Annotated in this window: 24 protein-coding genes; 9 read left to right on the top strand and 15 right to left on the bottom strand. The window is 61.9% G+C overall.

The genetic code is table 11. From position 1 onward, the window contains the following. Positions 1-327, bottom strand: coding sequence for a DUF1820 family protein (locus HU725_RS02900; protein WP_060479241.1), 327 nt, complete (start codon positions 325-327; stop codon positions 1-3). A 174-nt stretch (positions 328-501) separates the two neighbouring features. Here HU725_RS02900 and HU725_RS02895 point away from each other — a divergent pair, with 174 nt between their 5' ends. The 4 genes from HU725_RS02895 to lnt are packed head-to-tail and all read left to right on the top strand — an operon-like array spanning position 502 to position 4,357. Beyond that, a complete protein-coding gene (locus HU725_RS02895; RefSeq protein ID WP_060479199.1) occupies positions 502-1,500 on the top strand; it encodes a PhoH family protein in 999 nt (332 codons plus the stop codon). After that, entirely contained in the window at positions 1,493-1,966 is a 474-nt protein-coding gene (ybeY, locus tag HU725_RS02890; RefSeq protein WP_060479200.1) for an rRNA maturation RNase YbeY, read from the top strand. Before HU725_RS02895 ends, ybeY begins: the two co-directional genes overlap by 8 nt. Positions 1,967-1,991: 25 nt before the next feature. Next, positions 1,992-2,831, top strand: coding sequence for a CorC family transporter (locus HU725_RS02885; protein ID WP_060479201.1), 840 nt, complete (start codon positions 1,992-1,994; stop codon positions 2,829-2,831). 8 nt (positions 2,832-2,839) lie between these two features. Then, entirely contained in the window at positions 2,840-4,357 is a 1,518-nt protein-coding gene (gene lnt, locus HU725_RS02880; RefSeq protein WP_186478771.1) for an apolipoprotein N-acyltransferase, read from the top strand. 114 nt (positions 4,358-4,471) lie between these two features. Here the strand turns inward: lnt and HU725_RS02875 are convergent, their stop codons facing one another. Both HU725_RS02875 and HU725_RS02870 read right to left on the bottom strand, forming a co-directional pair. Then, complete coding sequence (locus HU725_RS02875; RefSeq protein ID WP_186478770.1) at positions 4,472-5,233, bottom strand: YdcF family protein; 762 nt, start codon at positions 5,231-5,233, stop codon at positions 4,472-4,474. Between the two features lie 128 nt (positions 5,234-5,361). Continuing rightward, entirely contained in the window at positions 5,362-5,676 is a 315-nt protein-coding gene (locus HU725_RS02870) for a hypothetical protein (RefSeq protein WP_186478769.1), read from the bottom strand. Positions 5,677-5,905: 229 nt separating this feature from the next. Here HU725_RS02870 and leuS point away from each other — a divergent pair, with 229 nt between their 5' ends. From leuS to HU725_RS02845, 5 genes are all read left to right on the top strand, one after another. Beyond that, on the top strand, positions 5,906-8,512 hold the full coding sequence (gene leuS, locus HU725_RS02865) for a leucine--tRNA ligase (RefSeq protein WP_060479205.1): 2,607 nt from the start codon (positions 5,906-5,908) through the stop codon (positions 8,510-8,512). Positions 8,513-8,573: 61 nt separating this feature from the next. After that, positions 8,574-9,179 (top strand): LPS-assembly lipoprotein LptE, encoded by a 606-nt coding sequence (locus HU725_RS02860; protein WP_186478768.1) that lies wholly within the window; start codon positions 8,574-8,576, stop codon positions 9,177-9,179. Positions 9,180-9,215: 36 nt separating this feature from the next. Further along, a complete protein-coding gene (gene holA / locus HU725_RS02855; protein WP_186478767.1) occupies positions 9,216-10,253 on the top strand; it encodes a DNA polymerase III subunit delta in 1,038 nt (345 codons plus the stop codon). A 150-nt stretch (positions 10,254-10,403) separates the two neighbouring features. Continuing rightward, positions 10,404-10,568 (top strand): alternative ribosome rescue factor ArfA, encoded by a 165-nt coding sequence (gene arfA / locus HU725_RS02850; RefSeq protein WP_027917766.1) that lies wholly within the window; start codon positions 10,404-10,406, stop codon positions 10,566-10,568. A gap of 60 nt (positions 10,569-10,628) precedes the next feature. Further along, positions 10,629-11,945: a lytic murein transglycosylase gene (locus HU725_RS02845; protein WP_186478766.1), complete on the top strand. Its 1,317-nt coding sequence runs from the start codon at positions 10,629-10,631 to the stop codon at positions 11,943-11,945. A 32-nt stretch (positions 11,946-11,977) separates the two neighbouring features. Here HU725_RS02845 and HU725_RS02840 read toward each other — a convergent pair whose 3' ends face one another. The 12 genes from HU725_RS02840 to nadD all read right to left on the bottom strand — a co-directional run bounded on the left by HU725_RS02840 (position 11,978) and on the right by nadD (position 23,195). Next, a complete protein-coding gene (locus tag HU725_RS02840; RefSeq protein ID WP_186478765.1) occupies positions 11,978-12,916 on the bottom strand; it encodes a S66 peptidase family protein in 939 nt (312 codons plus the stop codon). Positions 12,917-12,992: 76 nt separating this feature from the next. Next, complete coding sequence (lipA, locus tag HU725_RS02835) at positions 12,993-14,009, bottom strand: lipoyl synthase (RefSeq protein WP_060479209.1); 1,017 nt, start codon at positions 14,007-14,009, stop codon at positions 12,993-12,995. Between the two features lie 2 nt (positions 14,010-14,011). Further along, a complete protein-coding gene (gene lipB, locus HU725_RS02830; protein WP_060479210.1) occupies positions 14,012-14,659 on the bottom strand; it encodes a lipoyl(octanoyl) transferase LipB in 648 nt (215 codons plus the stop codon). Continuing rightward, complete coding sequence (locus HU725_RS02825) at positions 14,659-14,934, bottom strand: DUF493 domain-containing protein (protein WP_060479211.1); 276 nt, start codon at positions 14,932-14,934, stop codon at positions 14,659-14,661. The genes lipB and HU725_RS02825 overlap by 1 nt, the downstream gene beginning before the upstream one ends. A gap of 72 nt (positions 14,935-15,006) precedes the next feature. Then, the gene (locus HU725_RS02820; RefSeq protein ID WP_060479212.1) at positions 15,007-16,167 is read right to left on the bottom strand and encodes a D-alanyl-D-alanine carboxypeptidase family protein; all 1,161 of its coding nucleotides are present in this window, start codon (positions 16,165-16,167) and stop codon (positions 15,007-15,009) included. Between the two features lie 350 nt (positions 16,168-16,517). After that, complete coding sequence (locus tag HU725_RS02815; RefSeq protein WP_060479213.1) at positions 16,518-17,516, bottom strand: septal ring lytic transglycosylase RlpA family protein; 999 nt, start codon at positions 17,514-17,516, stop codon at positions 16,518-16,520. Further along, complete coding sequence (gene mltB, locus HU725_RS02810) at positions 17,516-18,538, bottom strand: lytic murein transglycosylase B (protein WP_371326780.1); 1,023 nt, start codon at positions 18,536-18,538, stop codon at positions 17,516-17,518. Before mltB ends, HU725_RS02815 begins: the two co-directional genes overlap by 1 nt. A gap of 5 nt (positions 18,539-18,543) precedes the next feature. Further along, positions 18,544-19,647, bottom strand: coding sequence for a rod shape-determining protein RodA (gene rodA, locus HU725_RS02805; RefSeq protein ID WP_050437190.1), 1,104 nt, complete (start codon positions 19,645-19,647; stop codon positions 18,544-18,546). A gap of 38 nt (positions 19,648-19,685) precedes the next feature. Continuing rightward, positions 19,686-21,575: a penicillin-binding protein 2 gene (gene mrdA / locus HU725_RS02800; RefSeq protein ID WP_186478764.1), complete on the bottom strand. Its 1,890-nt coding sequence runs from the start codon at positions 21,573-21,575 to the stop codon at positions 19,686-19,688. Between the two features lie 16 nt (positions 21,576-21,591). Continuing rightward, positions 21,592-22,059, bottom strand: a complete 468-nt coding sequence (rlmH, locus tag HU725_RS02795; RefSeq protein ID WP_060479215.1) for a 23S rRNA (pseudouridine(1915)-N(3))-methyltransferase RlmH — start codon at positions 22,057-22,059, stop codon at positions 21,592-21,594. Between the two features lie 9 nt (positions 22,060-22,068). Then, a complete protein-coding gene (rsfS, locus tag HU725_RS02790; RefSeq protein WP_060479216.1) occupies positions 22,069-22,491 on the bottom strand; it encodes a ribosome silencing factor in 423 nt (140 codons plus the stop codon). A 44-nt stretch (positions 22,492-22,535) separates the two neighbouring features. Next, positions 22,536-23,195 (bottom strand): nicotinate-nucleotide adenylyltransferase, encoded by a 660-nt coding sequence (gene nadD / locus HU725_RS02785; RefSeq protein WP_060479217.1) that lies wholly within the window; start codon positions 23,193-23,195, stop codon positions 22,536-22,538. Between the last annotated feature and the right edge of the window lies 1 nt (position 23,196).

Below are 23,196 nucleotides of genomic sequence, written 5' to 3'. Positions count from 1 at the left end.
TCAGCGCTCCGGCATGGGCATCGGGAATGGCATGACGTTGCCGCCGGCCTTGGCTTCGCTGATCTTGGCAGTGCCAAGCCGCTCCACTTCGTCGATACGCACGATCGAGTGCATGGGTACGAAGCTGCGAATCACCCCTTCGAACTGGTTCTTGAGCTTCTCTTCGCTGGGGTCGACCACCACTTGGGTGCGCTCGCCGAACACGAACTCCTCGATTTCCAGAAAGCCCCACAGGTCGCTCTGATAGATCTGTTTGGCATACATTTCGAAGACCTGCCCCTGATTGAGGAAGATCACTTTATAGATGGCAGGTTCACGTTTGCTCATGATCGGCGCGATAGCACATGCGTAAGAAAAGGCGCGCATCATAGCAGAGCAGCCTCCGGCAAACGCAGCCTGGCGGCCCATACCTACCCTTGATCGTTTCAGTGCTTTCGCCACTGCCGCTCAAGGGTTATTCTTGAGTTCAATTCCATCGCCGACGAGCGGCTAAAAACGACCTTGAACGCACCCATACAACCTCATCGTTTCATCCTCGAACCTTTCGAGGCCCACCGTTTCGCCAATTTGTGCGGCCAGTTCGACGAGCACCTGCGCCTGATCGAACAACGCCTGGCTATCGAAATCCGCAACCGCGGCAACCAATTCGAGCTGATCGGCGAACCCAAGACCACCTCCGCTGCCGAGCAACTGCTGCGCCGTCTCTACCGTGAGGCCAAGGCCACCGAGTTGTCGCCGGAAACCGTGCACCTGTACCTGCAGGAGTCGACGGTCGAGAACATCGACAACCCGGCGGTGAATGAAGTGAGCGTTTCGTTGCGCACGCGCAAGGGCAACATCCGCCCGCGCGGCGTCAACCAGCAGCGTTACGTCAAGGAAATCCTGGGCAACGACATCAACTTCGGCATTGGCCCTGCGGGTACCGGCAAGACGTATCTCGCCGTGGCCTGCGCCGTCGATGCCCTGGAACGCGAGCAGGTGCGCCGCATCCTGCTGGTGCGCCCAGCTGTTGAAGCGGGTGAAAAGCTCGGCTTCCTGCCCGGCGACCTGGCTCAGAAGATCGACCCGTATCTGCGCCCGCTGTACGACGCGCTGTACGAGATGCTCGGCTTCGAGCACGTGGCCAAGCTGATCGAGCGCCAGGTGATCGAGATCGCCCCGCTGGCCTACATGCGCGGCCGCACACTGAACAACAGCTTCATCATCCTTGACGAGAGCCAGAACACCACCCTCGAGCAGATGAAGATGTTCCTCACCCGCATCGGCTTCGGCTCCACGGCGGTGATCACCGGTGACATCACCCAGGTCGATCTGCCGCGTGGCACCAAGTCGGGCCTGGCCCATGTGATCGAGGTGCTCAAGGACGTGCCGGGCATCAGCTTCACCCACTTCCAACCCAAGGATGTGGTTCGTCACCCACTGGTACAGCGTATCGTCGAAGCCTATGACCGCTTCGATGCCCGTCAGGCCAAGCCCGAGGCGCCCGGCAAAGATGCTTGAGCTCGATTTGCAAAGGGCTACGGACGCTGCCGCCCCGGATGACGCTGCTTTCCGCCGCTGGTGCGAGCTGGCCTTGCGCCAGCGCAGCGCCGATTCCGAGATGACCATTCGTCTGGTCGACGAAGCCGAAGGCCGCGAACTAAATCACACCTATCGGCACAAAGATTACGCGACCAACGTCCTGTCGTTCCCGGCGGACGTACCCGACGATCTGCTGGATATCCCACTGTTGGGGGATCTGGTGATTTGCGTGCCAGTGGTCGAGCGCGAGGCTGCCGAACAGGGCAAAGCCTTGCAAGCCCACTGGGCACACCTGGTAATTCACGGCTGCCTGCACCTACTCGGCTACGACCACATCGAGGACGATGAGGCCGAGGAAATGGAAGCGCTGGAACGGGAATTGCTGGCAGAACTGGGTCACCCCGACCCCTATGCCGACGATGAAAACGAACCTCTCACACACTGATACACCAAGGATCACGAGAAACGCCATGAGCGAAGATCGATCGAGCAACGGGCAAAAGTCCTGGCTGGGTAAACTGACCCAGGCTTTTGCCCATGAGCCGAAAAACCGCCAGGAGCTCCTTGAGCTGCTGCGCGAAGCCCATCAGAACAAGCTGCTCGACAGCGAAGCGCTGACCATCGTCGAGGGTGCCATCCAGGTTGCAGACCTGCAGGTTCGCGACATCATGGTTCCGCGTTCGCAAATGATCAGCATCAAGGCGACCCAATCGCCGCGCGAATTCCTGCCGGCGGTCATCGACGCCGCCCACTCGCGCTACCCGGTGATCGGCGAAAGCCATGACGATGTGCTCGGGATCCTGCTGGCCAAGGACCTGCTGCCGCTGATCCTCAAGGAGAACGGCGACAGCTTCAACATCAAGGACTTGCTGCGCCCGGCCACCTTCGTGCCGGAGTCCAAACGCCTGAACGTGCTGCTGCGCGAATTTCGCGCCAACCACAACCACATGGCCATCGTTATCGACGAATACGGCGGCGTGGCCGGGCTGGTGACCATCGAGGACGTGCTGGAGCAGATCGTCGGCGATATCGAAGACGAGCATGACGTCGAAGAAGACAGCTACATCAAGCCGCTGCCAAGTGGCGACTTCCTGGTCAAGGCGTTGACCCCGATCGACAACTTCAATGAGTTCTTCGACAGCGGGTTCTCCGATGACGAGTTCGACACCGTTGGCGGCTTGGTGATGAGCGCCTTCGGCCACCTGCCCAAGCGTAATGAAACCACCGAGATCGGCGCCTACAAGTTCCGTATTCTCAACGCCGACAGCCGGCGGATACACTTGCTGCGACTGACCCCGATCACCCGTTAAGGACTCACATGCGTTGGATCACCCGCCCCGGCTGGCCCGGTAACCTGCTGGCCTTGGCGGCCGGCGCATCGACGCTCCTGGCCCTGGCACCGTTCGATATCTGGCCGGTGGCTTTGTTGTCCATTGCCCTGCTGTACCTGGGCCTACGAGAACTCAACCCACGCCAGGCCATGTGGCGCGGCTGGTGGTTCGGTTTCGGCCTGTATGGTGCCGGCACCTGGTGGATCTATGTCAGCATGAACACCTACGGCGGCGCTTCGCCTTTGTTGGCGATCGCACTGCTGTTGGCATTCTTCGCCGCCCTCGCCTGGTTCTTCGCCTTGCCCACTTGGTTATGGGCGCGCTGGTTGCGGCGCAACGAGGCGCCGCTGGCAGATGCCTTGTGCTTTGCCGCGCTGTGGCTGTTGCAGGAGGCGTTCCGGGGCTGGTTCCTCACCGGTTTCCCCTGGCTCTACGCCGGCTACAGCCAGCTCGACGGTCCCCTTGCCGGCCTGGCACCGCTGGGCGGGGTGTGGCTGGTTTCCTTCACCTTGGCATTGACCGCTGCGCTGCTGTGCAACCTGCACCGTCTGCGCCAACGCCCGTCGTTCCTGGCTGTGGGTGTGGTGCTGCTGTTAGCGCCTTGGGTGATCGGCATGGCCCTTAAGGGCCACGCCTGGACCACGCCTGCGGGCGACCCCTTGAAGGTCGCGGCCCTGCAGGGCAATGTCGAGCAGGATCTGAAATGGGACCCAGCCCACATCGATGCGCAACTGGCGCTGTACCGCGACATGAGCTTCAGGTCCAAGCCGGTCGACCTGCTGGTGTGGCCGGAAACCGCCGTGCCGGTACTCAAGGACCAGGCCCAGGGCTATATCGACGTGATGGGGCGTTTTGCCGCCGACCGGCATTCGGCGCTGATCACCGGCGTGCCCGTACGTGAGATCGTGCATCGCCAGCGCCGCTTCTACAACGGCGTAACGGTGACCGGCGAAGGCGACGGCACCTACCTCAAGCAAAAGCTGGTGCCTTTCGGCGAGTATGTACCGCTGCAGGACATGCTGCGCGGCGCGATCGAGTTCTTCAACCTGCCGATGTCCGACTTTGCCCGTGGCCCTGAAGACCAGCCCTTGCTGCAAGCCAAGGGTTACCAGGTTGCACCATTCATCTGCTACGAAGTGGTCTACCCAGAATTCGCAGCGGGCCTTGCGGCGCGCAGCGATCTGCTGCTGACCATCAGCAACGATACCTGGTTCGGCACTTCGATCGGCCCGCTGCAACACTTGCAGATGGCACAGATGCGCGCACTGGAGGCTGGCCGTTGGATGATCCGAGCCACCAACAACGGCGTAACCGCGCTGATCGACCCGTTTGGCAAGATCACCGCGCAAGTGCCGCAGTTCCAGCGGGCGGTATTGTATGGAGACGTGGTGCCGATGCAGCAACTGACGCCCTACCTGCAATGGCGCTCCTGGCCGCTGGCGATCCTGTGCGTACTGTTGCTGGGCTGGGCGCTGCTGGCAGGCCGTATCGCCAAGACCGTCTGAATGGCCCGCGCCGGAATCTTCGCGGCTGCAACCGCTCCCACAGGTGGAGTTCATCACGCGTGATGGGCGGACCACAGTGGGAGCGGGGTTGCCTGCGAAAAGGCCGCGCAGGTTTCAATAGAACAACCGATACCCCACCAACCCTGCCGCTTCGTTGAGCAACTGCCCGCTCTGCCACATGGCCCGGCTTTCTGGCAGCAACCCGGCAAACGGCCGGGCATGATCGCGCCCCAGGAACCCGACCGGCGCCGGGACCACCTCGAAGCCGGCACGCTCGAAGCACCAGCGCGAGCGCTGCATGTGCCAGGCCTGGGTCACCACCACCACCCGGCGGATGCCGAGCGGTTGCAACAGCTTTGCGCTGAACTGGGCATTCTCCCACGTGGTACGGCTGGCCTGCTCCTGCCACTTCACCGGCACCGCGAAATCCTCACGCAGCCGATCAGCCATCAGCCCCGCTTCACTGGGCGGCGTGCCGTAGTGCAGGCCGCCGCTGGTCAACACCGGTAAGCCCGATGCCTTTGCCAGTTGCGCCGCAAAACGTATGCGTTCGAACGCCGTGGCAGTGGGCTGGTCACCCCCACCCCAGGCAGGGTCGCCACGTTCGCGCCCAGCACCGAGCACCACGATGGCGTCAGCCTTGCTCGCCAGCCCGGCCCAATCTGCGGTAGCTAACGGCGGTTCGGTTTCCAACAGGCGGGCAGCCTGCTGCACCACCAGCGGCAAACTCATCAGCCAAAGCCCGCCCAAGCCTGCGGCAAAGCACAGTGCCGCCAGACGAGGCCGTCGCCTGCGCAACCACCAGGCAGCGAGCAGCAGTACGAACAGCACGCCAGGCGGCATAAGCCATTGCTTGATGAAAAACCGAATTGGCATCGACACACCTCCGTGGAAGGCGTGCAGCCTATAAAGGAACGGCGCCGGTCAACAAGCCTGAACCGGCGCCGATTCGAGAAGTGTGTTGTAAACGCGCCGCGCCATGTCTGCGCCTGGCGCCAGAACCACTAGCGATTGAGCAGCGTCCTGGTGTCTGCCGCTCTAGGCGGGCGTCTCTTGTCCTTGAGCCAGATAATCTTTGCCGTTGTCGGTTCCGCTTGCGGGAATGTACCGGCGCAGGCATTGCGGCGTTCCGGGAGGCGTTCCAGGTAGGCCTTGATCACTTCGAACTCTGCATGGCTCAGGCCACGCAACTCCAGCTCGGCTGGCATCTCGTCGCGCAATCGCACCGATGTTCTGGCGGTTTCCAATGCCAGGCCAAGGCGGTCGATCAGGCGTTCGTAAAGCTCCGGTTTGACTGCGGGTAGCTGCGTCTCTCCCATCCGTTCACCTCATTGAAGATAAATAACATCTCCCCCCACACCTGAGCTTAGCGTTGCTGCGAAAAGCAGCTGGATGCCGCGACCAGCGGGCATTCGCAATCAAGGTTTCCCACGATGCGCGGCGCTGCTGTATGCTACGGCGTTCACTCTAATACGACACCGGAGTGCCGGACGCAGCGAGGTTCCGCTGCCTGGAACAAAGTCTCTTCCCTCTCAGCAAAAAGTAGCCATGCACGAACAATACACGCCCCGTGATATCGAAGCCGCCGCCCAGAACTTCTGGGACGAGCAACAATCGTTCGCTGTTACCGAACAGCCTGGCAAGGACACCTACTACTGCCTGTCGATGTTCCCGTACCCGAGCGGCAAGCTACACATGGGCCACGTGCGCAACTACACCATCGGTGACGTGATTGCCCGCTACCAGCGCATGCTGGGCAAGAACGTCCTGCAACCGATGGGCTGGGACGCTTTTGGCATGCCGGCAGAAAACGCGGCAATGAAGAACAATGTCGCCCCGGCCAAGTGGACGTACGAAAACATCGAGTACATGAAGACCCAGCTCAAGAGCCTGGGCCTGGCCATCGATTGGGCGCGTGAAGTCACCACCTGCAAGCCGGACTACTACCGCTGGGAGCAGTGGCTGTTCACCCGCCTGTTCGAAAAAGGCATCATCTATCGCAAGAACGGGACCGTGAACTGGGACCCGGCCGACCAGACCGTACTGGCCAACGAGCAGGTCATCGATGGCCGCGGCTGGCGCTCGGGCGCGCTGATCGAAAAGCGCGAAATCCCGATGTATTACTTCCGCATCACCGACTACGCCGACGAGCTGCTGGAAAGCCTCGACGAACTGCCGGGCTGGCCTGAGCAGGTCAAGACCATGCAGCGCAACTGGATCGGCAAGTCGCGCGGCATGGAAGTGCAGTTCCCGTACGACCAGGCCAGCATTGGCCACGAAGGCACCCTGAAGGTGTTCACCACCCGGCCTGACACCCTGATGGGTGCAACCTACGTCGCCGTGGCTGCCGAGCACCCACTGGCCACTCAGGCCGCCCAGGGCAACCCGGCGCTGCAGGCATTCATCGACGAATGCAAGAGCGGCAGCGTGGCCGAGGCCGACATGGCCACCCAGGAGAAGAAGGGCATGCCCACTTCCCTGTTCGTCCAGCATCCACTCACTGGCCAGAAGCTGCCGGTGTGGGTCGCCAACTATGTGCTGATGCACTACGGCGACGGCGCGGTGATGGCTGTGCCGGCCCACGATGAGCGCGACTTCGAGTTCGCTCGCAAGTACGACCTGCCGGTCAAGGCCGTAGTGCGCACCAGTGCGGGCGATGAAGTGGGCCAGGAGTGGCAGGCCGCCTATGGCGAGCATGGCCAACTGATCAATTCCGCCGAATTCGACGGCCTGGACTTCGCCGGCGCCTTCGACGCCATCGAAGCCGCGCTCATCCGCAAGGACCTGGGCAAGTCGCGCACCCAGTTCCGCCTGCGTGACTGGGGCATCAGCCGCCAGCGTTACTGGGGCTGCCCGATTCCGATCATCCACTGCCCGTCGTGCGGTGATGTGCCAGTGCCGCAAGAGCAACTGCCGGTCACCCTGCCAGAAAACGTGGTGCCGGACGGCGCTGGTTCGCCACTGGCGCGCATGCCTGAATTCTACGAGTGCACCTGCCCGAAATGCGGCGCTGCGGCCAAACGCGAAACCGACACCATGGACACCTTCGTGGAATCGTCCTGGTACTTCGCCCGCTACGCGTCGCCTAACTACGAAGGTGGCATGGTCGACCCGAAAGCGGCCAACCACTGGTTGCCGGTCGATCAGTACATCGGTGGTATCGAGCATGCGATCCTGCACCTGCTGTACGCGCGGTTCTTCCACAAGCTAATGCGCGACGAGGGCCTGGTCACTTCCAACGAGCCGTTCAAGAACCTCCTGACCCAAGGCATGGTAGTGGCCGAGACCTACTACCGTGTGGCTGCCAACGGCGGCAAGGACTGGTTCAACCCGGCCGACGTCGAGATCGAGCGCGATGCCAAGGCTAAGATCATCGGCGCACGCCTGAAGACCGACGGCCTGCCGGTGGAAATCGGTGGCACCGAGAAGATGTCCAAGTCCAAGAACAACGGCGTCGACCCCCAGTCGATGATCGACCAGTACGGTGCCGACACCTGCCGCCTGTTCATGATGTTCGCCTCGCCGCCTGACGCAAGCTTGGAGTGGTCCGACTCCGGCGTTGAAGGCGCAAGCCGCTTCCTGCGCCGCGTATGGCGCCTGGCCCAGGCACACGTGGCCCAAGGCCTGCCGGGCAAGCTGGATGTCGCTGCCCTGGACGATGCGCAGAAGGTCATCCGCCGCGCCATCCACGCGGCGATCAAGCAGGCCAGCACCGACGTGGGTCAGTTCCACAAGTTCAACACCGCCATCGCCCAGGTGATGACCGTGATGAACGTGCTGGAAAAGGCTCCGCAGGCCACCGAACAAGACCGCGCCTTGCTGCAAGAAGGCCTGGAAGCAGTAACCCTGCTGCTGGCACCGATCACCCCGCACATCTCCCATGAGCTGTGGAAGCAACTGGGCCACGATCAGGCTGTGATCGACGCCAACTGGCCTGCGGTGGACGAAAGCGCCCTGGTTCAGGACAGCATCACCCTGGTGGTGCAGGTCAACGGCAAGCTGCGTGGCCAGGTAGAGATGCCTGCTGCGGCAAGCCGCGAAGAAGTCGAAGCCGCTGCCCGCAGCAATGAAAATGTCCTGCGCTTCATCGATGGCCTGACCATCCGCAAGGTCATCGTGGTACCGGGCAAACTGGTCAACATCGTAGCCAACTGATGGCAACGCTCACCCGTACCACGTGCGGGTGAGCGGTATCGGCCCACAAGGGAGCAACAACATGATCAAACGCAATCTGCTGGTAATGGGCCTGGCCGTACTGCTCAGCGCCTGCGGTTTCCAGCTGCGCGGCACTGGCACCAACGAGTTGAGTGTCAAGGAAATGGACGTGAGCGCACGTAACGCCTACGGCCCGACGCTGGTGCAACTGCGCGAAGTACTCCAGCGCAGCGGCGTCAATGTGCATACCGGCGCGCCTTATCGCCTGGTACTGACCAACGAACAGGAAAACTCGCGCTCGGCAAGCTACGCCGGCGGCAACGCCACGGCCGAGTACGAGCTCACCACCACCCTCAACTACAGCATCCTGGGCCTGAACAACCTTGAATTGCTGAGCGACAAGGTGGAAGTACGCAAGACCTATGTTCGTGACGGTGGCAACATTACCGGCTCCGATCAGGAAGCCCAGCGTGCACGCGAAGAAATGCGCCGCAATCTGGTGCAAGCGATGGTCTCGCGTCTGCAGATGCTGACGCCTTCGCAGCTTGACGAACTGCAGGCCAAGGCCGATGCCCGTGCCAAGGCTGAGGCCGAGGCGCTCGAAGCAGCACGCCGGCAGCAGGCGGAAACGCCGCAGCAGTCGCCGATGGAAATCCCGGGCAAATAAGCCCGCGCGGGGCGCTTCGGCGCCCCTCCTGCTCCCATGAAGCTCTCCCCCGCCCAACTCGGCAAACACTTGCAAGGTAGCCTGGCCCCGGTTTACGTGGTCAGTGGCGATGACCCGCTGCTGTGCCAGGAGGCTGCCGACGCCATCCGTACCGCCGCGCGCGCGCAAGGTTTTGACGAGCGCCAGGTGTTCAGCGCCGACGCCAACTTCGATTGGGGCACCCTGCTGCAAGCAGGGGCCAGCTTGTCGCTGTTCGCCCAACGCCGCCTGCTGGAGCTGCGCTTGCCCTCGGGCAAGCCCGGTGACAAAGGGGCTGCGGCGCTGATCGAGTACTGCGCCAAACCGGCCGAGGATACGTTGCTGCTGGTCAGCCTGCCCAAGCTCGATGGCAGTGCGCAAAAGACCAAGTGGGGCAAGGCGCTGATCGAAGGTGCCCACTGTCAGTTCATCCAGATCTGGCCGGTAGATGCCCAGCAGTTGCCGCAATGGATCAACCAACGCCTGGCGCAGGCCGGGCTGTCGGCCCAGCGCGATGCCGTCGACCTTATCGCCGCGCGGGTCGAAGGCAACTTGCTGGCAGCCGCTCAGGAAATCGAAAAGCTCAAACTGCTGGCAGACGGCAACCAAGTCACTGTCGAGACGGTGCAGGCTGCGGTCGCCGACAGCGCACGCTTCGACGTTTTCGGGCTGGTTGATGCCATTCTCAATGGCGAAGCCGCTCATGCCCTGCGCATGCTCGAAGGCTTGCGCGGCGAGGGTGTCGAGCCACCGGTGATTCTCTGGGCACTGGCCCGTGAGCTGCGCCTTCTGGCGGGGCTGGCGCAACAATTCAGCCAAGGCGTGCCACTGGACAAAGCCTTCAGCCAGGCGCGCCCGCCTGTGTGGGACAAGCGCCGCCCGCTGGTCAGCAAGGCCCTGCAGCGGCTCTCGGCGCAGCGCTGGGCGCAATTACTGCAGGATGCCCAGCACATCGATGCACAAATCAAAGGCCAAGCCGAAGGCTCGCCTTGGACAACGCTGTCGCGCCTGACACTATTGATGGCCGGGCAGCGCTTGGTACTCCCTGCGCAATAACAGGGCTGCGTTGTGGGCGGGACCACGCGCAAACATGGACGACCCCCGTGCCATCCATCGCTGGGTTAGCTCATATACACAATCAATTGGCCCCGCCCCCCTCTGCGGCCTAAAGTTCGCCCCGCAAAGCCACCAACCGGGACCTCGATCATGAGCAAAAAACCGAAAAAACACGGCCCCAACAAGGCCAAGTCGATTATCGCCCAGCCGCTGTTTCGCTGCCGCCAGGAGCGACCGGACAAGGGCAAAGGCAGCTACCGCCGCGAAGCCTTCCAATCGAGAGATTGGGAGGCTTCTTACTTTTTGGCCGCATGAAAGCATCCAGCGCGCAGGCATGATATGGTCGGCACCTGACCTGCAATTCTGGATCTGTGCATGCTCTTGAGTCCTCTGCCCCGTTGGAAATCCCGCCAGTTACTCGCGGCCTCCAGCTTCATCCTGCTCGTCGCCTGCGCGGAAAAACCCACCGCCGCAGACGCCCTGCCGCTGGCCCCCGCTCAGCCAGCGCCGGTGGTCACCCTGCCCAGCGCCACGCCTGACATCAGCACCGAAGTCCAGCCGCTGCAAACCTTTGCCCAGTGGCAGGCCAACTTCCGCCAGCAGGCACTGCAGGCCGGGATCGCGCCAAGCACCTTCGACCGAGCGTTTCTCGGCATCACCCCCGATATGGACGTGATCAAGGCCGACCGCAGCCAGCCCGAATTCACCCGCCCAGTCTGGGAATACCTGGAGGGCGCACTGTCCCCGCTGCGCGTGCGCAACGGTAAGAGGCTGCTGGAACAGAATGCCGAATTGCTGGGCCGTATCGAGCAACGTTATGGCGTAGATCGCCAGGTGCTGGTCGCTGTATGGGGCATGGAAAGCAACTTCGGCCAGTTCCAGGGCAATAAGTCGGTGATCCGCTCACTGGCGACCCTGGCCTACGAAGGCCGCCGCCCACAGTTCGCTCAGGATCAACTGATCGCCGCTCTGCAGATCATCCAACACGGCGATATCCAGCCTGAGACCATGCGTGGCTCGTGGGCTGGCGCCATGGGCCAGACCCAGTTCATTCCCACCACCTATAACACCCATGCAGTGGATTTCGACGGCGATGGCCGCCGTGATATCTGGAACAGCACACCAGACGCCCTGGCCTCGACGGCGCATTACCTACAGAGCTCTGGCTGGAAGCAGGGCCAGCCGTGGGGCTTCGAAGTGCAGGTTCCGGCAGGGTTCGACTTCTGGCAGGCAGACGGCGCCCTGCGCAAGCCCGTATACGAATGGTTGCAGATGGGTGTCAGGCTGCCGGCCGGTACTCAGCTGCCAGCGGGTAGCAACCAGTTGTCGGCGGCTTTACTGCTGCCAGCCGGCGCTCGTGGGCCAGCGTTTTTGGTGCTGGACAACTTCCGCGCCATTCTCAAGTACAACAATTCGTCGGCCTACGCCCTGGCCGTCAGCCTGCTGGGGGATCGTTTCTCGGGCTGGGGCTTCATCAGCGGGAGCTGGCCGAAGGAAGATCTGCCATTAAGCCGCAGCGAGCGGATGGAGTTGCAGAATCTGCTCAACGCCAGCGGGCACGAAGCCGGCAATCCGGATGGCATCATCGGAGCCAATACCCGCAAAGCAATCCGCAATGCCCAGCAGCAACTGGGGTGGCCTGCCGATGGCTACCCAACTCATAAACTGCTCGATAGCTTGCGCCAACGCTGATGCATCGGGGGCCGCAGTGCGGCCCCTCCCTCTCAAGCCTGAAACAGATCCTGCTCCAGCACCAAGCTCTGCTGCTGGGTGTCCAGCCTCACCTGCGCCCCCAGCGGCAAACAGACATTCGGGTCGCAGTGCCCGCTGCGCCACCCTGCCAACACTGGCACGCCCAGCGGCCCGAACGTCTGCTCAAGCAACGGCGTCAACGCGGCAACGGTTATCCCGGCAAAATCCCCCACCAACACGCCCTTGATGCCTGCCAGCTTACCGGCAAGGTGCAGCTGGGTGAGCAGCCTGTCCACCCGGTACAGCGGCTCGTTGACATCTTCGATGAACAAAATACAGCCTTGGGTTTCGATTTCGGCCGTTGTGCCCAGCGTCGCACCTAGCATCGACAGATTCCCACCCAGCAATCGCCCACTGGCAACGCCAGGGGTCACGCTATGCAAGGCGATCTCGGCTGGATGAACGATCGCATCGCCCTTGCCCAGCAAACCACCCAATTGCGCCAATAGCGACGACTCGGTCGGCTGCAGCTTGGCGCCCAACAGGTCGGCATTGAGCATCGCGCCGTGGAAGGTGAGCAGCCCTGTGTGCCGATAGATGGCCGTGTGCAGCGCGGTGATGTCGCTGTAGCCCACCAGAGGTTTAGGGTTGCGGCCAATCAGCTGGAAATCCAGCCGGTCGAGCAGCCGCATGCTGCCATACCCGCCACGCATGCACAGGATGGCGTGGATATCCGGGTCGGCAAAAGCCTCATGCAAATCGGCCAGGCGCTGCTCATCGCTACCTGCCAGGTAACCTGCGGCCTGCATAGCCCCTGGGTAGATCCGGCAACGCAGGCCACGCTCGGCAAACCACTGGGTAGCCTTTTGCGTATCCAGGCGAGCTGGCCCGGCGGGGGCAACGATGGCGAAACAGGCGTCGGCACCCAGCGCTTTGGGCAAACGAGATTCGGGGGATTCAGCGCGATGCATCGCAGCTCCTTAGGCAAAAACAAAAATGCCGATGCCGCCTTTCAGCGCACATCGGCATGTTCAGCACAGGCTCGGATCAGAGCTTGATCTTGGCTTCGTGCGCCTGCTGGTCGGCATGGTACGACGAACGCACCAACGGGCCGGACGCTACGTTCTTGAAGCCCATCTTGTAGCCTTCTTCGGCGAACCAGGCAAAGGTGTCCGGGTGAACGAAACGCTGCACTGGCAAGTGGCTGCGCGAAGGCTGCAGGTACTGGCCGAGGGTCAGCATGTCGATGTCATGCTCACGCATACGGTGCATCACCTCGATCACTTCCTCGTCGGTTTCGCCCAAACCAAGCATCAGGCCCGATTTGGTCGGCACGTGCGGCACCATCTGCTTGAATTTCTGCAGCAGGTCCAAGGACCAGTCGTAGTCCGAACCAGGGCGTGCAGCTTTGTAAAGGCGCGGCACTGTTTCCAGGTTGTGGTTGAACACATCTGGCGGTGTTTGCGCGGTGATTTCCAGGGCGACGTCCATGCGGCCACGGTAGTCCGGCACCAGGGTTTCCAGCTGTACGCCCGGCGACAAGGCGCGGATCTCGCGAATGCAGTCAGCAAAGTGCTGCGCACCACCGTCACGCAGGTCGTCGCGGTCAACCGAAGTGATCACCACATATTTGAGGCGCAGATCGGCGATGGCTACGGCCAGGTTCTTTGGCTCGTCCAGGTCCAGCGGCTTCGGCCGGCCGTGGCCGACGTCACAGAACGGGCAACGACGGGTGCAGATATCACCCATGATCATGAAGGTCGCAGTACCACCGGAGAAGCACTCGCCCAAGTTCGGGCAGGACGCCTCTTCACACACACTGTGCAGCTTGTGCTTGCGCAGCAGTTGCTTGATACGGTCGACCTCTGGCGAAACCGGGATGCGCACGCGGATCCAGTCAGGCTTTTTCGGCAGCTCGTCGGTGGGAATGATCTTCACCGGGATGCGCGCGACTTTCTCAGCACCACGCAGCTTAACTCCAGCTTCCACTTTCTTCGGCGCTGGGCGCGCGGTGGCATCCTGGGTGGGGGTCAGGTTAGGCACGGCTTCTTGCACAGTTGTCATATTCAGTCGATTCCGCCCGTCAGGGTCGTCTGCTCAGCGTAGTCGAGGTGCTTGACCAGCTGTCCGCGCAGCCTTGTCCTGACCTCGTCGAGTTCGATCGGGCCTGCCAGGTCGCGCAGCTGGGTCATTGCCAGCCCCGCATACCCGCAGGGGTTGATTCGGCGGAATGGCGCGAGGTCCATGTCCACGTTCAGGGCAAGGCCGTGAAACGAACGGCCATTGCGGATTCGCAGGCCGAGGGAGGCGATTTTCGCTCCGTCGACATAGACACCTGGCGCATCGGGCTTGGCCATGGCGCTGACGCCGTAGCTGGCCAGCAGGTCGATCAGGGTCTGCTCGATACGGCTGACCAGGTCGCGCACGCCAAAACCCAGGCGACGCACGTCCAGCAGCAGGTAAGCCACGAGCTGCCCGGGGCCATGGTAGGTCACCTGGCCGCCGCGGTCAGTCTGCACCACCGGAATATCGCCTGGCACCAGCAGGTGCTCGGCCTTGCCGGCCTGCCCCTGGGTGAAGACTGCGGGATGCTCGACCAGCCAGATTTCGTCCTGGCTGTGCGGGCCGCGCTGCTCGGTGAAGCGGCGCATAGCCTCCAGTACCGGTTCATACGGTTGCAGGCCAAGCTCGCGCACCCCGAGGCAAAGCGGCATCAGAGCACCATTTTGACGATGCCGGTGGCACGCAGGGCACTGTTGATGTCATGCAGCTGGTTTTCGCTTTCAGCGACGATGTGCAGCTGCACGGTGGTGTACTTGCCTTCTTTGCTCTGGCGTTCGGCCAAAGTGGAAAGGTCGACCTTAGCATGCTTGCTCAGGATCTCGATCACCGTGTCGCGGAAGCCGACAACGGTGTCGCCGATGACCTTGATCGGGTAATCGGCGCAGGGGAATTCGATTTTGTGCGACTTGACGTCAGGTTCGCTCATGGCGGAAACGGCCTCGTAAGCCGTGGCAACAACAACGCCCCCGCAGATGCGCGGGGGCTTGCAGGTCACGTATCAGTTGAACAACCCGTAGAAGAATAGACGGATGCTATCCCACATACGGCGGAAGAAACCACCTTCCTCGACGCCATCGAGGGCGATCAGGTCGGCGCTGTGAACCACATTCTCGTCCAGTTTGACTTCCACTTTACCGATCACGTCACCTTTGGCGATCGGTGCGGTGAGCTGCGGGTTCATGGTCATCGAAGCCTGCAGGCGCTTGAGCTGCCCTTTAGGCATGGTCATGGTCAGGTCTTCGGCCAGGCCGGCTTTGACTTCGCTGGTGGCGCCCTTCCACACCGGTGCTTTGGTCAGTTCGGTGCCCTTCTGATAGAAGGTCTGGGTTTCGAAGAAGCGGAAGCCGTAAGTCAGCAGCTTCTGGGTTTCGGCGGCGCGGGCTTGTTCGCTGTTGGTGCCGAACACCACGGCGATCAGACGCTGACCGTCACGCACGGCCGATGCCACCATGCAGTAGCCGGCTTCTTCGGTGTGGCCGGTTTTCAGACCATCGACGGTCTTGTCACGCCACAGCAGCAGGTTGCGGTTAGGCTGCTTGATGTTGTTCCAGAAGAACTCTTTCTGCGAGTAGATCGCGTAGTGAGCCGGGTCGATGTTGATGATCGCGCGGGCCAACACGGCCATGTCGTGCGCCGAGGAGTAGTGCTCCGGGTTCGGCAGGCCGGTGGGGTTCATGAAGTGGCTGTTGGACATGCCCAGTTCGGCAGCGGTCTTGTTCATCATGTCGGCGAAAGCGTCTTCGCTGCCAGCGATGTGCTCGGACAAAGCGACCGAGGCATCGTTGCCGGACTGGATGATGATGCCGTGCAGCAGGTCGCTGACGGTGACCTGGCTGCCGACCTTGATGAACATACGCGAACCACCAGTGCGCCAGGCATTCTCGCTGACGGTGACCGGGTCGTTTTCGCCGATCTGGCCACGACGGATATCGACGGTGGCGATGTAGGCGGTCATCAGTTTGGTCAGGCTGGCCGGTGGCAGGCGCTCGTCACCGTTGTTCTCGACCAGCACGTTGCCGCTGGACGCGTCCATGAGTACGTAGGACTTGGCAGCCAACTGCGGTGGGGCAGGCATCATCTGCTCTGCTGCGAAGGCAGCAGGCGTGAGCATCAGCAGTACGGGCAGGCAAAGTCGTTTGGCAAGGTTGGTGATGTTCATCCGTCTCTCGTAAATCGCTAATGGTCTGATGTTCCCTGGGCCACATCGTGTGCCCAGCGCCAGTCAGTCTAGTTTTGATGGCCATCGGGCCGGCCCACAAAGTGCGGCTTTATGCCGCTGCGGGCAAAAGCCGACATTGTACATGCCCAGGCCCGGCAATTCATGACAAAACCGACAGTTTGGTGTGATGCCAGCCAGTCAAGGTTTCAGACTCATTCATCGGCGCCGCCGAGGGCTGCAATGCAGCCCCGTTCGGCTCAACTGACTGGCATTACACGTTGGCGTTTGTTTTCCGCGCAGGGTACATGCCCACTAGGATTTACACCCCAGCAGCCGCGCGACCCGCCCGGTCAGTCAGCTGTGACCAGCTTGGCCTGGCCAAGGTTCGCCATGCGAATGCTGTTCTGTGCCTGTTGGATCTCGCCAGGGCTGCTGAATGGCCCAAGCCGCACACGGTGCAGGGTTTGCTGATTACGCACGATAGAGCTGATGAACACCGGAGCACTGACCATGGTGCTCAGCTTGGAGCGCAACAGTTCGGCGGCATCGGGGTTGGCGAAGGCCCCTACCTGAAGGACGTTGCCGCTGCCCGCCGGGATGCTGTTACCGCCCACCTGCACAGGCACGACTGGCGCCGCGTGCTGCTGAGGTGGCGGGGTCCATTGCTCGACCCGGCCGGTGCTGGCGGCAATGGCCTGGGTTTGCGCGACCTGTGGCTCTTTGAGCATCAGTGGCGGCTGCTGCCCCTTCTGCGCCCACCACTGCTGCGGGTCGATACCCTCGACTCGCACATGGGCGGTGCCGATCTCGGCATAGCCTAGCTTCTTCGCCGCGGCATAAGACAGGTCGATAATGCGATCCGAGTAGAACGGCCCACGGTCATTGACCCGCAGGATCACACTGCGGCCATTGGCCAGGTTGGTGACCCGCACATAGGCCGGCAAGGGCAGAGTCTTGTGCGCCGCACTCATGCCGTACAGGTCGTAGAGTTCGCCGTTGGCGGTGTTCTGGCCGTGGAACTTGGTGCCATACCAAGAAGCCGTACCTTCGGCGCGGTAGTTGCGCGCGTCCTGCATCGGGTAGTAGGTCTTGCCCAGTACGGTGTAGGGGTTGGCCTTGTAGGCCCCCGTGTGAACGGTTGGTGTGGCATCGGGGATCTTGTTGACATCCACATCCCACCAGGGTGCACCGTCTTTGTGGGCTCGGTTGATGTCCAGGCCAGGCTGGGCACGGACGACGTTGCCCTTGCTCTGGGAAGTCGGCCGGCTAGAGGAGCAACTGACCAGCAGCATGCCGACGGCCATGCAGGTCAGCAGCTTGAAGGTGTTGGCTGAGAAGATTGCGCGCATTACTTGACGCCCCGTACTTGGACCAGCTGTTGAGCTAGCTGATGCACCGCCATGGCATACATCACGCTGCGGTTGTAGCGAGTGATCGCGTAGAAGTTTTTCAGGCCCATCCAGTATTCAGGGCCGTTCTCGCCATCCAGGCGGAACGCGGTTACCGGCAGATCATCGCGCAACGCATCATGGCTCGACCAGCCCAGGGCCTGCAACTGCCCGACGGTTTTAACAGGTTCGATGCCGGTAGTCAGGCCAAGGTCTGCCTGCGAGCCACTGACCTGGGCACGGCTGACCACACCCTCGCCTGCCACCCAGCCATGGCGCTTGAAGTAGTTGGCTACGCTGCCGATGGCATCGTCGGGGTTGTTCCAGATATTGATGTGGCCATCGCCGTCGAAGTCCACAGCGTAGTTGCGAAAGCTGCTGGGCATGAACTGCGGCAGGCCCATGGCGCCGGCGTAGGAACCTTTGAGCGTCAGCGGGTCGAGTTGCTCGTCGCGAGCCAATAGCAGGTACTCGCGCAGTTCCTTGCGGAAGAATTCGGCACGGGGCGGGTAGTCGAAGCCCAGGGTCGACAGGGCATCGATCACGCGGAAGTTGCCGGTGTTGCGGCCGAAGAATGTTTCGACACCAATGATGGCGACGATGTATTGCGCAGGTACGCCATATTCCTGCTCGGCGCGGGCAAGAACTGCCTCATGCTGGCGCCAGAAGTCGACACCGCGGGCGATGCGGGCGTCGGTGATGAACATGGGCCGGTAGTCCTTCCACGGCTTGACCCGCTCGGCAGGGCGGGAGATGGCATCGAGGATCGACTGCTTGCGCTGCACTTCCTTGAACACGCCCATCAATTGCTCGGGGGCAAAACCGTAGTCACGGCTCATCTGGCCCACGAACTCGGCCACCTGCGGCGAGTTGTCGTAGTCGCCGGCATGGGCCAGTTGTACAGCGCCGAACAGGCCCACCGCACCAAACCACGGCACACAACGGGCAGCCCAGTTACGCACTGTTTGCATCAAATTCTTCACCTTTTTCAAACCTGGGCGATCCATTTGCGGTGCGTGTGGATCGACATCAAAACGCCAAACGCTGACAGCAGCGTCACCAACGAAGTTCCGCCATAGCTAATGAAGGGCAGCGGCACGCCCACCACGGGCAGCAGGCCACTGACCATGCCGATATTGACGAACACATAAACGAAGAAGGTCATGGTCAAGCTGCCAGCCAGCAACTTGCCGAACAGCGTTTGCGCCTGGGCAGTAATCATCAGCCCACGGCCGATCAGCAGCAGGTAGACGATCAACAGCAGACAGATACCCACCAGACCGAACTCTTCGCCGAGCACCGCGATGATGAAGTCGGTGTGGCTTTCCGGAAGAAAGTCCAGGTGTGACTGGGTGCCCAGCAGCCACCCCTTGCCAAACACGCCACCGGAGCCAATCGCAGCCTTCGACTGGATGATGTTCCAGCCGGTACCCAGGGGGTCGCTCTCGGGGTCCAGGAAGGTCAGAACGCGCTGCTTCTGGTAGTCGTGCATCACGAAGAACCACATCGCCACCGCTACAGGCACCGTTGCTGCCAGCACGCTGAGAATCCAGCGCCAGCGCAGGCCACCCATGAACAGCACGAAAGCGCCGGAGGCGAGAATCAGCAGCGCCGTGCCCAGGTCAGGTTGCCGGACGATAAGAATGAATGGCACTCCGATCAACACCAGGCTTATTGCCACGTGTTTCAGGTGCGGCGGCAAGGTACGTTTGGAGAGGTACCAGGCGATGGTCGCCGGCATGATGATCTTGAGAAATTCCGAAGGCTGGAAGCGGATCACCCCGGGGATGTTGATCCAGCGCGTGGCACCCATGGCGTTGTGGCCCATGACATCCACCACCACCAGCAGGAACACCCCCACCAGGTACGCCAACGGCACCCAACGCGCCATGAAGCGCGGTTCCAACTGGGCGATGACGAACATCGAAACCAGCCCGATGCCGAACGAAGTCGCCTGCTTGAGCAGCAGGTCCCAGTTCTTGCCACTGGCTGAATAGAGCACGAACAGGCTGCCGGCCGCGAGGGTCAGCAGGATGATGAGCAAGGGGCCGTCGATGTGGATGCGCTGCAGGAAGCTGGCGCGTCGACGCATCACGTCCTCGCTTGAGAGCATGCGATCGAAATTGTTCTTCACTGGGCCGTTTCCTGGGCGACGGTGGCAGGCGCGAATTCGCTCTTGAGCCGGCCGCTTTCATCGAGCAGCCAGGCATCCATGATCTGCCGCACCACAGGGGCGGCAACGCCAGAGCCCGACTCGCCGTTCTCAACCATCACCGAGACCACGATCTTCGGATCGTCAGCCGGGGCGAAGGCCACGAACAGCGCGTGGTCGCGGTGGCGTTCCTGGAGTTTGTTACGGTCATACTTCTCGCCCTGCTTGATCGCCACCACCTGGGCGGTGCCGCTTTTGCCGGCAATGCGGTACTGGGCGCCGACCGCAGCCTTGCGCGCAGTACCGCGGGCGTTGTGCATGACCTGTTCCATACCGTGGGTGACCTTGGCCCAGTCGGACTTGTCACGCAGGACGATGTCCTGCATAGGGTTGGGGTCCAGCGGCGCCTGGCCTTCGATGGTCTTGGCCAGGTGTGGGCGGTTCCACACGCCTTTGTTGGCGATCAACGCGGTGGCTTGGGCCAGTTGCAGTGGGGTTGCCTGCATGTAGCCCTGGCCGATCCCGAGGATCAAGGTTTCACCCGGGAACCAGGCCTGACGGCGCGTTGCCCGCTTCCACTCACGCGATGGCATCAGGCCCGGCGACTCCTCGAACATATCCAGGGCAACCTTCTGGCCGATGCCGAATTTGTTCATGTAGCTGGAGAGCCGGTCGATGCCCATCTTGTGGGCAAGGTCGTAGAAGTAGGTGTCGTTGGAGCGCATGATTGCGGTATCCAGGTCCACCCAGCCGTCACCGGTACGGTTCCAGTTACGGTATTTGTGATCGTAGTTGGGCAGCTGGTAATAACCAGGGTCGAACACCCGGCTGCTGGCGTTGACCACGCCACTGTCGAGGCCTGCGATGGCCACCGCAGGCTTGATGGTCGAGCCTGGGGGGTAAAGCCCGCGCAACACACGGTTGAACAGCGGCCGGTCGATCGAGTCGCGCAGCTCGGCGTAGGCTTTGAAACTGATGCCCGTGACGAACAGGTTGGGGTCGAAGCTGGGCTGGCTGACCATGGCCAGTACTTCGCCGGTGCGCGGGTCGAGCGCTACCACGGCGCCACGCCGGCCACCCAGGGCGGCCTCGGCGGCTTCCTGCAGCTTGATATCCAGGCTCAGCACGATGTCCTTGCCAGGCTTGGGGTCGGTACGCTTGAGCACGCGCAGCACACGGCCGCGGGCATTGGTTTCGACTTCCTCGTAACCCACCTGGCCGTGCAACTCTGGCTCGTAGAAGCGCTCGATGCCGGTCTTGCCGATATGGTGGGTGCCGCTGTAATTCACAGGGTCGAGCGATTTGAGCTCTTTTTCGTTGATCCGCCCGACGTAACCCACCGAATGGGCGAAATGCGCACCCTGAGGATAATGACGCACCAGTTGGGCGACCACTTCTACCCCTGGGAGGCGGAACTGGTTGACCGCCACCCGAGCGATCTGCTCTTCGTTGAGCTCGAACAGGATAGGCACAGGCTCGAATGGCCGACGCCCCTGCTTCATGCGCTTTTCGAACAGCGCTCGGTCATCTGGGGTCAGCTCCAGCACCTGGACGATGGTGTCCAGCACTTCCTGCCAGTTGCCTGCACGTTCGCGGGTCATCGACAGGCTGAAGCTTGGCCGGTTGTCTGCGATGATCACGCCATTGCGATCGAATATCAGCCCACGGGTAGGCGGAATGGGCTGCACATGCACCCGATTGTTTTCCGACAGCGTGGAGTGATAGTCGTACTGGATGATCTGCAGGTAATACAACCGCGCAATCAGCACGCAGATGAGCAGCATCACCGCCACCGCGCCGACCACGACGCGGTTACGCACCAGGCGGGCGTCTTTCTCGTGGTCCTTGAGACGGATCGGCTGCGACATCGGACTGCTTACAGGCTCATTTGTGGTAAGGGTGCCCGGACAAGACTGTCCAGGCGCGATAGATCTGCTCGCCGATCAGTATCCTTACCAACGGGTGCGGTAGGGTCAGCGGCGATAGCGACCAGCGCTGCTCGGCGCGTGCACAGACCTCAGGCGCCAGCCCCTCCGGGCCGCCCACCATCAAATTCACCGTGCGTGAGTCCAGGCGCCAGCGGTCCAGCTCGCTCGCCAACTGCTCGGTACTCCAGGGCTTGCCATGGACCTCGAGGGTTACGATGCGTTCCCCTGGCTGAACCTTGCTCAGCATGGCCTCGCCCTCCTGACGGATCAGGCGGGCGACATCGGCATTCTTGCCACGGGTATTGAGCGGGATTTCCACCAGCTCCAACGACAGCTCCTGGGGCAGGCGCTTGGCATATTCATGCCAGCCTTCCTCGACCCATTTGGGCATGCGCGAGCCGACCGCGATCAGGCGAAGACGCACGACGCTTCCTTATTCCCGGTCTTTGAGCTTGTCGGTGAAATAGTCGCTGGCGTTTTCCGGGCTGTGGTGCTTGGCATCGGCGGCACGGCTTTGCTCGGCACCCATCCACAGGCGCTCCAGATCATAGAACTGGCGAGCTGCAGCGGTCATCATGTGAACGATGACGTCGTTCAGGTCCAGCAGTACCCAATCACTGTCGCCCTTGCCTTCTTCACCCAGAGGCTGCGCGCCCTGTTTTTTGACCGACTCACGGACCTTTTCCAGCATCGCGTTGATCTGGCGGTTGGAGGTACCGGTGGCAATGATCATGTAATCGGTCAGGCTGTGCTTTTCGCGCACGTCGATGACCTGGATGTCCTGGGCCTTGACGTCTTCCAGGGCGCTGATGGTCAGCTTGACCAGTTCTTCGCCATTGATTTTCTGCTTGCTCATAAAAAACTCTTCAACTCGTTTGGATGAGGCGCCCTCGGGCACCGTCAGTTAGGGGCACGATACAGTTCGTGCGCCTCGATGTAGGCCAGTACGGCGTCCGGCACCAGGAACCTCACCGATTTGCCGCTGGCCAGCAGCTGTCGGATCTGTGTAGCGGACACCGCAAGCGGCGTCTGCCAGATGAACGAAATATTCCCCGCCGGGCCGGACATGGCGGTGGGATCGCTCTCCGAGCGCGCAGCCAGCAGGTTGCGCAACTCGTCAGGGGGTTCAACGTCGGCATCCGGGCGTTGCAGCACCAGGATATGACAGTGTTGCAGCAATTCGTCCCAGCGGTGCCAGGTGGGCAGGCCGCAGAAGGCATCCCAGCCCAACAGCAAGAACAGTTGGTCGTCGGGACCGAGCTCCAGGCGCACCGACTCCAGCGTGTCGATGGTGTACGACGGCTTGTCGCGTTCCAGTTCACGAGCATCGACACTCAGGCAGCTGACGCCCTGCACCGCTTCGCGAACCATGGCCAGGCGGTCTTGTGCCGCTACCTGGGGGGTATCACGGTGCGGCGGGCGGGCGTTGGGCAACAGGCGCAGCTCATCGAGCGCCATGAACTCGGCCACTTCCAGCGCGCTGCGCAGGTGGCCGATGTGCACGGGGTCGAAAGTACCGCCAAGAATGCCGATGCGCCGGACTGCCTGGGCCTTGCTCAAC

The sequence above is a fragment of the Pseudomonas promysalinigenes genome (assembly GCF_014269025.2).
GTDB lineage: Bacteria > Pseudomonadota > Gammaproteobacteria > Pseudomonadales > Pseudomonadaceae > Aquipseudomonas > Aquipseudomonas promysalinigenes.
Note: the sequence above shows the minus strand (reverse complement) of the source record. Positions and strands in the feature narration are given on the sequence as shown.

Bases quoted from the DNA above. Each gene is read 5' to 3' on its own strand.
- HU725_RS02900 (WP_060479241.1), bottom strand. From the start codon at position 327: ATGAGCAAACGTGAACCTGCCATCTATAAAGTGATCTTCCTCAATCAG.
- ybeY (WP_060479200.1), top strand. From the start codon at position 1,493: ATGCTTGAGCTCGATTTGCAAAGGGCTACGGACGCTGCCGCCCCGGAT.
- HU725_RS02885 (WP_060479201.1), top strand. From the start codon at position 1,992: ATGAGCGAAGATCGATCGAGCAACGGGCAAAAGTCCTGGCTGGGTAAA.
- lnt (WP_186478771.1), top strand. From the start codon at position 2,840: ATGCGTTGGATCACCCGCCCCGGCTGGCCCGGTAACCTGCTGGCCTTG.
- HU725_RS02875 (WP_186478770.1), bottom strand. From the start codon at position 5,233: ATGCCAATTCGGTTTTTCATCAAGCAATGGCTTATGCCGCCTGGCGTG.
- HU725_RS02870 (WP_186478769.1), bottom strand. From the start codon at position 5,676: ATGGGAGAGACGCAGCTACCCGCAGTCAAACCGGAGCTTTACGAACGC.
- leuS (WP_060479205.1), top strand. From the start codon at position 5,906: ATGCACGAACAATACACGCCCCGTGATATCGAAGCCGCCGCCCAGAAC.
- HU725_RS02860 (WP_186478768.1), top strand. From the start codon at position 8,574: ATGATCAAACGCAATCTGCTGGTAATGGGCCTGGCCGTACTGCTCAGC.
- holA (WP_186478767.1), top strand. From the start codon at position 9,216: ATGAAGCTCTCCCCCGCCCAACTCGGCAAACACTTGCAAGGTAGCCTG.
- arfA (WP_027917766.1), top strand. From the start codon at position 10,404: ATGAGCAAAAAACCGAAAAAACACGGCCCCAACAAGGCCAAGTCGATT.
- HU725_RS02845 (WP_186478766.1), top strand. From the start codon at position 10,629: ATGCTCTTGAGTCCTCTGCCCCGTTGGAAATCCCGCCAGTTACTCGCG.
- HU725_RS02840 (WP_186478765.1), bottom strand. From the start codon at position 12,916: ATGCATCGCGCTGAATCCCCCGAATCTCGTTTGCCCAAAGCGCTGGGT.
- lipA (WP_060479209.1), bottom strand. From the start codon at position 14,009: ATGACAACTGTGCAAGAAGCCGTGCCTAACCTGACCCCCACCCAGGAT.
- lipB (WP_060479210.1), bottom strand. From the start codon at position 14,659: ATGCCGCTTTGCCTCGGGGTGCGCGAGCTTGGCCTGCAACCGTATGAA.
- HU725_RS02825 (WP_060479211.1), bottom strand. From the start codon at position 14,934: ATGAGCGAACCTGACGTCAAGTCGCACAAAATCGAATTCCCCTGCGCC.
- HU725_RS02820 (WP_060479212.1), bottom strand. From the start codon at position 16,167: ATGAACATCACCAACCTTGCCAAACGACTTTGCCTGCCCGTACTGCTG.
- HU725_RS02815 (WP_060479213.1), bottom strand. From the start codon at position 17,516: ATGCGCGCAATCTTCTCAGCCAACACCTTCAAGCTGCTGACCTGCATG.
- rodA (WP_050437190.1), bottom strand. From the start codon at position 19,647: ATGCGTCGACGCGCCAGCTTCCTGCAGCGCATCCACATCGACGGCCCC.
- mrdA (WP_186478764.1), bottom strand. From the start codon at position 21,575: ATGTCGCAGCCGATCCGTCTCAAGGACCACGAGAAAGACGCCCGCCTG.
- rsfS (WP_060479216.1), bottom strand. From the start codon at position 22,491: ATGAGCAAGCAGAAAATCAATGGCGAAGAACTGGTCAAGCTGACCATC.